Source organism: Nocardia sp. Root136 (assembly GCF_001427185.1).
GTDB lineage: Bacteria > Actinomycetota > Actinomycetes > Mycobacteriales > Mycobacteriaceae > Nocardia > Nocardia salmonicida.
This window is the reverse complement of sequence record NZ_LMFE01000007.1, coordinates 877,573-885,723: the sequence shown is the minus strand read 5'-3', so window position 1 is coordinate 885,723 and position 8,151 is coordinate 877,573. Positions and strand designations below refer to the sequence as shown.

Below are 8,151 nucleotides of genomic sequence, written 5' to 3'. Positions count from 1 at the left end.
CCCCATTTCATGAAGGTGCGGATCAAGGTGGGCGCGGTGTAATAGATGGTGACGCCGTATTTTTCGATGATCTGGAAGTGTCGGTGTTCGTCGGGGGAGTTGGGGGTGCCTTCGTAGACGACCTGGGTGGCGCGGTTGGCGAGTGGTCCGTAGACGATGTAGCTGTGTCCGGTTACCCAGCCGATGTCGGCGGTGCACCAGTAGACGTCGTGTCCGGCTTTGTGGTCGAAGACGTTGTGGTGGGTGTAGGCGGTTTGGGTGAGGTAGCCGCCGGTGGTGTGCAGGATTCCCTTGGGCTTTCCGGTGGTGCCGGAGGTGTAGAGGATGAACAGTGGGTGCTCGGCGGGGAAGGGCTGTGCCTCGTGCGAAGGCGAAGCGGCGGCCACGGTCTCGTGCCACCACAGATCGCGCCCATCGGTCCACGGCACCTCCGTGCCGACCCGGCGCACCACGAGCACGTGCTCCACCGACGACGGCACGTCGCCCTTGGCCGCCAGCGCCTCGTCGACGGCCTCCTTGAGCGGTGCGGGCTTACCACGCCGCCACTGGCCGTCGGTGGTGATGATCAACCGGGCTTCGGCATCGTCGACCCGCTGACGCAGCGCGCTCGGCGAGAATCCCGCGAACACCACCGAGTGCGTGAGGCCCAGCCGCGCGCACGCCAGCATCGCCACGATCGCCTCCGGCACCATCGGCATGTAGACGGCAACGCGATCGCCTGCCTCCAGCCCGAGCTCGGTCAGGTAGTTCGCCGCCCGCGAGACTTCCTCCAGCAGTTCGCGGTAGGTGATGTCGCGCGAGTCGCCCGGTTCGCCCTCCCAGTGGATGGCGACCTGGTCGCCGTGCCCGTCGACGACGTGGCGGTCGACGCAGTTGTAGGAGACGTTGAGTTCGCCGTCGCCGAACCAGCGCGCGACCGGCGCGTCGGTCCAGTCGAGCACCTCGGTGAAGGGTTTGTGCCAGTGCAGCCGGTTGGCCTGTTCGGCCCAGAAGCCGTCGCGGTCGGTCTCGCTTCGCTGGTAGAGCGCGGCGTCCGCGTTGGCGGCGGCGGCGAATTCCGCACTCGGCGGAAACGAATCCTGGTGTCCTGCAGCGGTTTCGGTCACGTCGTTTCAGCCTCACATGCCTGGTGCGGTCGGGTCGGTCGCCGGGGTGCGGCCCGGCTGTCTCGACACTAGTCAACAGACCCGCACCGAGGTGGACCGTTGTCCCGGCGATGTTTCGCGGCGGTCAATAGGGCTAGTTCATCCGATGACTTCGCGGACAGACCGGCCGGTCGCGGGCTATCGTTTTTACTCAACGGTTCAGCTGATGGTTTCCGATTATTGTTCATATTTTTCTGCCGAAGGCGAGGGGCTCGGCAATTCTTCCCGCGTTTCCAGCGAGTAACCGTACTGATACATGTGAAGTGAAAATGGCTCGGATCGCTGAAAAATCCAGCCGGAGCCGCTAACCTCCGACCGTTAGCCACGGAATCGAACCGGGAGAGAGCGTTGAGATTCATCAGAGCGACCGCGCTGGTCGCGGCGGGACTGGCGGCCACAAGCCTCGGTCTCACCGCGTGCTCGTCCGACGACAGTGTTGATTCGAGCATTGTCACCACCAATGCGGGCGAGCCGCAGAATCCGTTGGTGCCGAGCAATACCAACGAGAACATGGGTGGCCGCGTTGTCGACCGTTTGTTCGCCGGGCTGAAGTACTACGACGCCAACGGTGAGGCCCGCAACGAGGTGGCCGAGAAGATCGAGACGGCTGATCGGAAATCGTACAAGATCACCATCAAGCCGAATTGGAAGTTCACCGACGGCACCACGGTGACCGCGAAATCGTTCGTCGACGCGTGGAACTACGGCGCACTCGCCGACAACGCGCAGCTGCAAAGTTACGTGTACAGCCCGATCGCCGGGTTCGACGAGGTGAGCGCCGAGAAGCCCACCGTCAAGACGATGTCGGGCTTGAAGGTCGTCGACGACCGCACCTTCACCGTCGATTTGAAGTCGCCCTCGATCGACTTCGAGAGCGCGCTCGGCTACGCGCCGTTCTATCCGCTGCCCGATTCCGCTTTCAAGGATATGAAGGCGTTCGGTGAGAAGCCGATCGGCAACGGCCCCTACGCATTCGGTTCGTGGGAACACAACGTCAAGATCGATCTCACGCCCAACCCGGACTATCCCGGTGGTCGGCCCGCCAAGAACAAGGGCCTCCGATTCGTGATGTACCAGTCCTACGACACCGCGTACGCGGATCTGCAGGCCGGAAATCTCGACACGCTCGACACCATTCCCGACAGCGCGATCACCACGTACCAGAGCGACCTCGGCGACCGCGCGATCACCAAGCCGACCGCGCAGAACCAGCACATCGGCATCCAGACCACCGTGCCGCATTTCGGTGGCGAGGAAGGCATTCTGCGTCGTAAGGCCATCTCGATGGCGATCAACCGCCCGCAGATCATCGACAAGATCTTCAACGGCACGCGCACGCCGTCGCGCGACTTCACCGCCGCGACCCTGCCCGGCTACAACGCGAACCTGCCCGGTTCGGAAGTGTTCGATTACAACCCCGACCAGGCCAAGAAGCTGTGGGCGCAGGCCGACGCGATCTCGCCGTGGTCGGGTCAGTACCAGATCACCTACAACAGCGACGGCGGTCACCAGGCCTGGATCGAAGCTGTCGCCAACAGCGTGAAGAACACCCTCGGCATCGACGCGGTCGCCAACCCGATGCCGACGTTCAAGAACATCCGCGACGCGGTGAACGCCAAGACGATCGGTACCGCGTTCCGCTATGGCTGGCAGGGCGACTACCCGACGATGATGCAGTTCCTCAGTTCGCAGTACTACAGCTTCTCCGAGACCAACAACGTCAACTACAACAATCCCGAGGTGGACCGGCTGTTCGACGCCGCCCTCGCCGCCCCGACACAGGCGGATTCCTACAAGCTGATCGCGCAGGCGCAGGCGATCATGATCAAGGAGATGGCAGACATCCCAGTGTTCGACTACGTCGCCAACGCCGGCCGCTCGGACAAGGTCACCAAGGCCGAGCTCGCCTGGAACGGCCTGTTCGACTTCGAGAACATCGAGAAATAGAACTCGACAGCTGGGCCGGGTCACTGCGAAGTGACTCGGCCCCAGTTCGTTTTCGGAGGAAGCGATGGCTTGGTACGTAGTTCGGCGTCTGCTCCAGATGATCCCGGTATTCCTGGGCGCGACGCTGCTCATCTATGCGATGGTCTTTCTGATCCCGGGTGACCCGATCAAGGCGTTGGCCGGTGAGAAACAGTTGACGCCTGCGGCCGAGGCGGTACTGCGCGCCCGATATCACCTCGATCAGCCATTTATCGTGCAATATCTGCATTACTTGAAAGGGATTCTCACTTTAGATTTCGGCACCGCGTTCTCGGGCAGGCCGGTCCGCGAAGAACTCGAACGCGCCTTCCCGATCACCATCAGACTGGCCTTTCTTGCCGTATTCATCGAAGGTTTGTTCGGCATCGTTTTCGGCATGATCGCCGGGTTGCGCAAGGGCAAACTATTCGATTCGACCATGCTCATCGCGAGCCTGGTGATCATTGCGCTGCCGGTATTCGTCGTCGGTTATCTCGCGCAATTCTTTCTCGGCGTTAAATGGGGGATAGCCCCGGTTACGGTCACGGGTAAAGCGAGCCTGAGCGAGTTGATCGTACCCGCGTTCGTGCTCGGGTCGCTGTCATTCGCCTATGTGCTGCGATTGACCCGGAACTCGGTGGCGGAGAACAAAACCGCCGATTTCGTTCGCACCGCGACGGCGAAGGGACTCGGACGCCGCCGCGTGGTGTCGGTGCACATTCTGCGGAATTCGATGATCCCTGTTGTCACCTTTCTCGGCGCCGATTTCGGTGCGCTGATGGCGGGCGCGATCGTCACCGAGGGCATCTTCAACATCCCCGGCGTCGGCGGCACCATGTACCAGGCGATCATCCGTGGCGAGCCGCCGACCGTGGTGTCGTTCGTGACGGTGCTGGTGGTGGTGTTCCTGATCGTCAACCTCGTGATCGACCTGCTCTACGCCGTCCTGGACCCGAGGATCCGCTATGCATGACAATCAACAGCATTTCGTGGCCCCCGCCGACGAGGTGGAGGTGCTCGCCACCGACCGTGTCCTGGACAAGGGCACTCCGACCAGCATCTGGGGCGACGCGTGGCGGCGACTGCGCCGCAACCCGGTGTTCGCGGTCTCGGTGGTGTTGATCGTGTTCGTCATGCTCGTGGTGGTGTGGCCCGCGCTGTTCACCGATCAGGACCCGCGGTTGTGCCTCGGCGAGTTCGGCATGGACGGCCCGCGCGAGGGTCATCCGTTCGGATTCGACAAGCAGGGCTGTGATGTCTACGCGCGCACCATCTACGGCGCGCGTGCGTCGGTGAGCGTCGGCATGGCGTCGGCGATGCTGTTTCTGCTGGTAGGCGGCATCCTCGGTGCGGTTTCCGGCTTCTACGGTGGGCTGCTCGATACGATCGTCTCGCGTATCGCGGAGATCTTCTACGCCATTCCGATGGTGCTGGCCGCGATCGTGCTGCTACAGCTGCTGCGGCCCGCGGGGATCATGACGGTCGTCGCGATCCTGGTGGCATTCACCTGGCCGCAGGCCGCGCGCATCACGCGTGGCGCGGTGATCGAGGCCAAGAACAGCGAATATGTCACCGCCGCCAAGGCGCTGGGTGTCTCGCGGCTCGGCCAACTGATGAAGCACGTGCTGCCCAACTCGGCGAGTCCGCTGATCGTGGTCGCCACGATCTGGCTCGGCGTCTTCATCGTCACCGAGGCGACGCTGTCCTACCTCGGCGTCGGACTGCCGCCGAGCATCGTGTCGTGGGGCGCCGATATCGACCGCGCCAAGACCGAGATCCGTACCTCGCCGATCCTGTTCTATCCGGCGACCGCGCTGGCCATCACGGTGCTGAGCTTCATCATGCTCGGCGACGCGGTGCGCGACGCGCTCGATCCGAAGGAGCGCACCCGATGAAGCCCCTGCTCGAAATCCGCGACCTGGACGTCAGTTTCACCTCCGACGGCAACCAGATTCCCGCCGTGCGCGGGGTGAACCTCACCGTCTATCCCGGCCAGACCGTTGCCATCGTCGGCGAATCCGGCTCCGGCAAGTCGACGACCGCGCACGCGATCATCGACCTGCTGCCCGGCACCGGCAAGGTGACCGGCGGTTCCATCCTGTTCGACGGCAAGGACCTGACCGCGGCGTCGGAGAAGGAGATCGTCGCGATTCGCGGCAACGGCATCGGCCTGGTCCCGCAGGATCCGATGTCGAACCTGAATCCGGTGTGGAAGATCGGCTTCCAGATCAGGGAAACCCTGGTGGCCAACGGCATCGCCACCGGCGACGCTGCCCGCAAACGCTCCGTGGAACTGCTGGCGGAGGCGGGGATGTCCGATGCCGAACGCAGGGTGAACCAGTACCCGCACGAGTTCTCCGGCGGTATGCGCCAGCGCGCGCTCATCGCGATCGGCCTGTCGTGCAGGCCGAAACTGCTGATCGCCGACGAGCCGACCTCGGCACTCGACGTCACGGTGCAGCGCCAGATCCTCGGCCATCTCGAACAGCTCACCACCGAGCTCGGCACCGCGGTGCTGCTGATCACCCACGACCTCGGCCTCGCCGCGGAACGGGCCGAGCACCTGGTGGTGATGTATCGCGGCAAGGTGGTGGAATCCGGTCCCGCGCTGCAGATTCTGCGCGATCCGCAGCATGCCTACACCAAGAAGCTGGTGAACTCCGCGCCGTCGTTGGCGGCATCGCGAATGTCGTCGTCGCGGCAGCGGGCCGAAGTGCGTACTCGAGCCGTCGAGGTCGCGGAGAAGGTCTCCGACGATCTTTCCGACTCCGTGCTCGAGGCGCGAAACCTGTCCAAGGCGTTCAAGATTCGCGGCAAGTGGCCATGGCAGTCGGCCGACTTCGTCGCCGTCGACGACGTGAGTTTCACGGTCGGCCGAGGTACCACCACCGCGATCGTCGGTGAGTCGGGCTCGGGCAAATCGACCATCGCGCAGATGGTGCTCGGCCTACTCGAACCGACTTCGGGCACCGTGGCTTTCGATGGTAAGGACGTCGCGAAGCTGGACAGCAAGGGCGCGTTCGCTTTCCGGCGTCGGGTGCAGCCGATCTTCCAGAATCCCTACGGCTCGCTCGATCCGATGTACTCGATCTTCCGCACGATCGAGGAACCGCTGCGGGTGCACAAGATCGGTACCGCTGCCGAGCGCGAAGCGGTGGTGCGCGATCTGCTCGACAAGGTGTCGCTGCCGACGACGGTGTTGCGTCGGTATCCCAACGAGTTGTCGGGTGGGCAACGTCAGCGGGTGGCGATCGCCCGTGCGCTGGCTCTCTCGCCCGAGATGGTGGTCTGCGACGAGGCGGTCTCGGCGCTGGACGTGCTGGTCCAGGCTCAGATCCTCACGTTGCTCAACGATCTGCAGGCCGAGCTGGGGCTGACCTACCTGTTCATCACTCACGACCTCGCGGTCGTGCGGCAGATCGCGGACAACGTACTGGTTATGAGGGAAGGCAAAGTGGTCGAGGCGGCCACGACCGATGAGGTGTTCGCGTCGCCGCGCGAGGAGTACACGCGGGCGTTGCTCGAGGCTATTCCGGGGCGTGAGCTGCTCACGGGGTAGAGGGGTTCGGTAGTCCCAGGAGGTTTGACGCTGTGTTTGTTGGCGCGCTGGCGCGCGCGTGTCCGCGGCCCTGAGGGGCCGCCGGTCAGGCACCGTTGCTTGCTCCTTCGTCGCCTACGCAACGGCGCCTGACCGGCGACCCGGCCGCGGACCGGCCACTTCGTGGCCGTCCCTCCCTAGGGGTCGGGAGTGCGGTGGGTGGGTTGGGTGGGTTGTGGAAGACGGGGACAGGATGGGGTGAACGGTGTGGTCGGAGTGTTGGGTCGGGTTGTGGTGTTGAAGGCGGGGGTGGTCATGGGTGATCGGCTCTCGAAACCCTTCTAACGCTCACCCACGTCGGCGTACCGTGGGTTCGTCCGAGGTGGTGCGGTGTGGATCGCAGGGGTTGGAGACGCCGGTGGATCGGATCGATGCTGAACGGCTGGCCGAGCGGGAAGCGCGGCGGCGCAGGGCGGTGACCCCGGCGGCCAAGCGGCTCGCCGAGGTGCCGTGGCCTGATCGCAGCTGGCCGACGGTGCGTGGGATATACGTGACCGTGGGGGCCGCACTGTACGAGCGGTAACCTCCATGCCGTGACTGATCCGCTGCAGCCCCTGGTCGACCTGCCCGGCGTGCGCGAGGCCGCCGACAAGGCGCGCGATGCGCTCGCGGCCGTGCATCGGCACAAGTCGAACCGACGCGGCTGGGCGACCACCGCCGCCGAAGCCGCCGTCCGGGCTGCCCGTTCCTCGGCGGCCATCGAAGGCGCGAGCACCGACTTGCCCGCCGACGGCCAGGTCAAGGATCCGGTATTGGCCGGCGCGTTGCGGGTGGGTCAGGCGCTCGACGGTGACGCGCTCACCAACCTCGTCGGGACCTGGCGGCGCGCGCCGCTGCAAGCGCTGGCTCGGCTGCACCTCCTCGCCGCCGCCGATCTGGTGACCGACGAGCAGGAGCTCGGCCGCCCACGTTCGGCTCCCGGCGTCGCCGAACGGCTCGACATGCTCGCGCAAACCGTCCAGTCGAGTAAGGCGCCCGCCCCTGTGATCGCGGCGATCGTGCACGGCGAGCTGCTGTCGCTGCGTCCGTTCGGCACCGGCGACGGAGTGGTCGCGCGCGCTGCTTCGCGCCTGGTCGCGGTGGCCAGCGGATTGGATCCGCGCAGCCTCGGCGTGCCCGAGGTGTTCTGGTTGCGTCGCCGTCAGGCCTACTTCGACGCGGCCGCCGGATTCGGCATGGGTACCGCGGAGGGCGTCGGCGGCTGGGTGCTGTTCTGCGCGGGGGCATTGGAAGACGGTGCCCGCGAAGCGAACTCGATCGCCGACGCGGCAGCAGGCTGAGCCGACCGCACACATCGAAACGGGCGGCGTTGTCGATTGCTCGACCTCACCGCCCGCTAGCACGGAACACCCGGTTACCAAGCGTGCAGGGTGGGTTGTGTTCGGTGGCCTCGGCGACCATCCCAACCTCGCCGGTTCATCCCCGCAACCTGTGCGAGGCGTT

Annotated in this window: 7 protein-coding genes; 6 read left to right on the top strand and 1 reads right to left on the bottom strand. The window is 65.0% G+C overall.

Features of this window, described 5'->3' with window-relative positions; all coding sequences use genetic code 11:
- A partial coding sequence (locus ASD42_RS21140; RefSeq protein WP_156677518.1) for an AMP-binding protein occupies positions 1 to 1,106 on the bottom strand: 1,106 nt, incomplete at its 3' end.
- A 387-nt stretch (positions 1,107 to 1,493) separates the two neighbouring features.
- Here ASD42_RS21140 and ASD42_RS21135 point away from each other — a divergent pair.
- The 6 genes from ASD42_RS21135 (at position 1,494) to ASD42_RS21110 (ending at position 7,988) form a co-directional block, all read left to right on the top strand.
- Entirely contained in the window at positions 1,494 to 3,092 is a 1,599-nt protein-coding gene (locus tag ASD42_RS21135; protein ID WP_235569732.1) for a peptide ABC transporter substrate-binding protein, read from the top strand.
- A 64-nt stretch (positions 3,093 to 3,156) separates the two neighbouring features.
- On the top strand, positions 3,157 to 4,083 hold the full coding sequence (locus ASD42_RS21130; protein WP_056819136.1) for an ABC transporter permease: 927 nt from the start codon (positions 3,157 to 3,159) through the stop codon (positions 4,081 to 4,083).
- Positions 4,076 to 5,005 carry an ABC transporter permease gene (locus ASD42_RS21125; protein WP_056819135.1) on the top strand — a complete coding sequence of 310 codons (930 nt, stop codon included), beginning with the start codon at positions 4,076 to 4,078 and terminating at the stop codon, positions 5,003 to 5,005. Before ASD42_RS21130 ends, ASD42_RS21125 begins: the two co-directional genes overlap by 8 nt.
- Positions 5,002 to 6,669 carry an ABC transporter ATP-binding protein gene (locus ASD42_RS21120; protein ID WP_056819133.1) on the top strand — a complete coding sequence of 556 codons (1,668 nt, stop codon included), beginning with the start codon at positions 5,002 to 5,004 and terminating at the stop codon, positions 6,667 to 6,669. Before ASD42_RS21125 ends, ASD42_RS21120 begins: the two co-directional genes overlap by 4 nt.
- Before the next feature lie 397 nt (positions 6,670 to 7,066).
- Positions 7,067 to 7,231 (top strand): hypothetical protein, encoded by a 165-nt coding sequence (locus ASD42_RS21115; RefSeq protein ID WP_156677517.1) that lies wholly within the window; start codon positions 7,067 to 7,069, stop codon positions 7,229 to 7,231.
- A gap of 10 nt (positions 7,232 to 7,241) precedes the next feature.
- On the top strand, positions 7,242 to 7,988 hold the full coding sequence (locus tag ASD42_RS21110; RefSeq protein WP_056819129.1) for a hypothetical protein: 747 nt from the start codon (positions 7,242 to 7,244) through the stop codon (positions 7,986 to 7,988).
- The last annotated feature ends 163 nt before the right edge of the window (positions 7,989 to 8,151 follow it).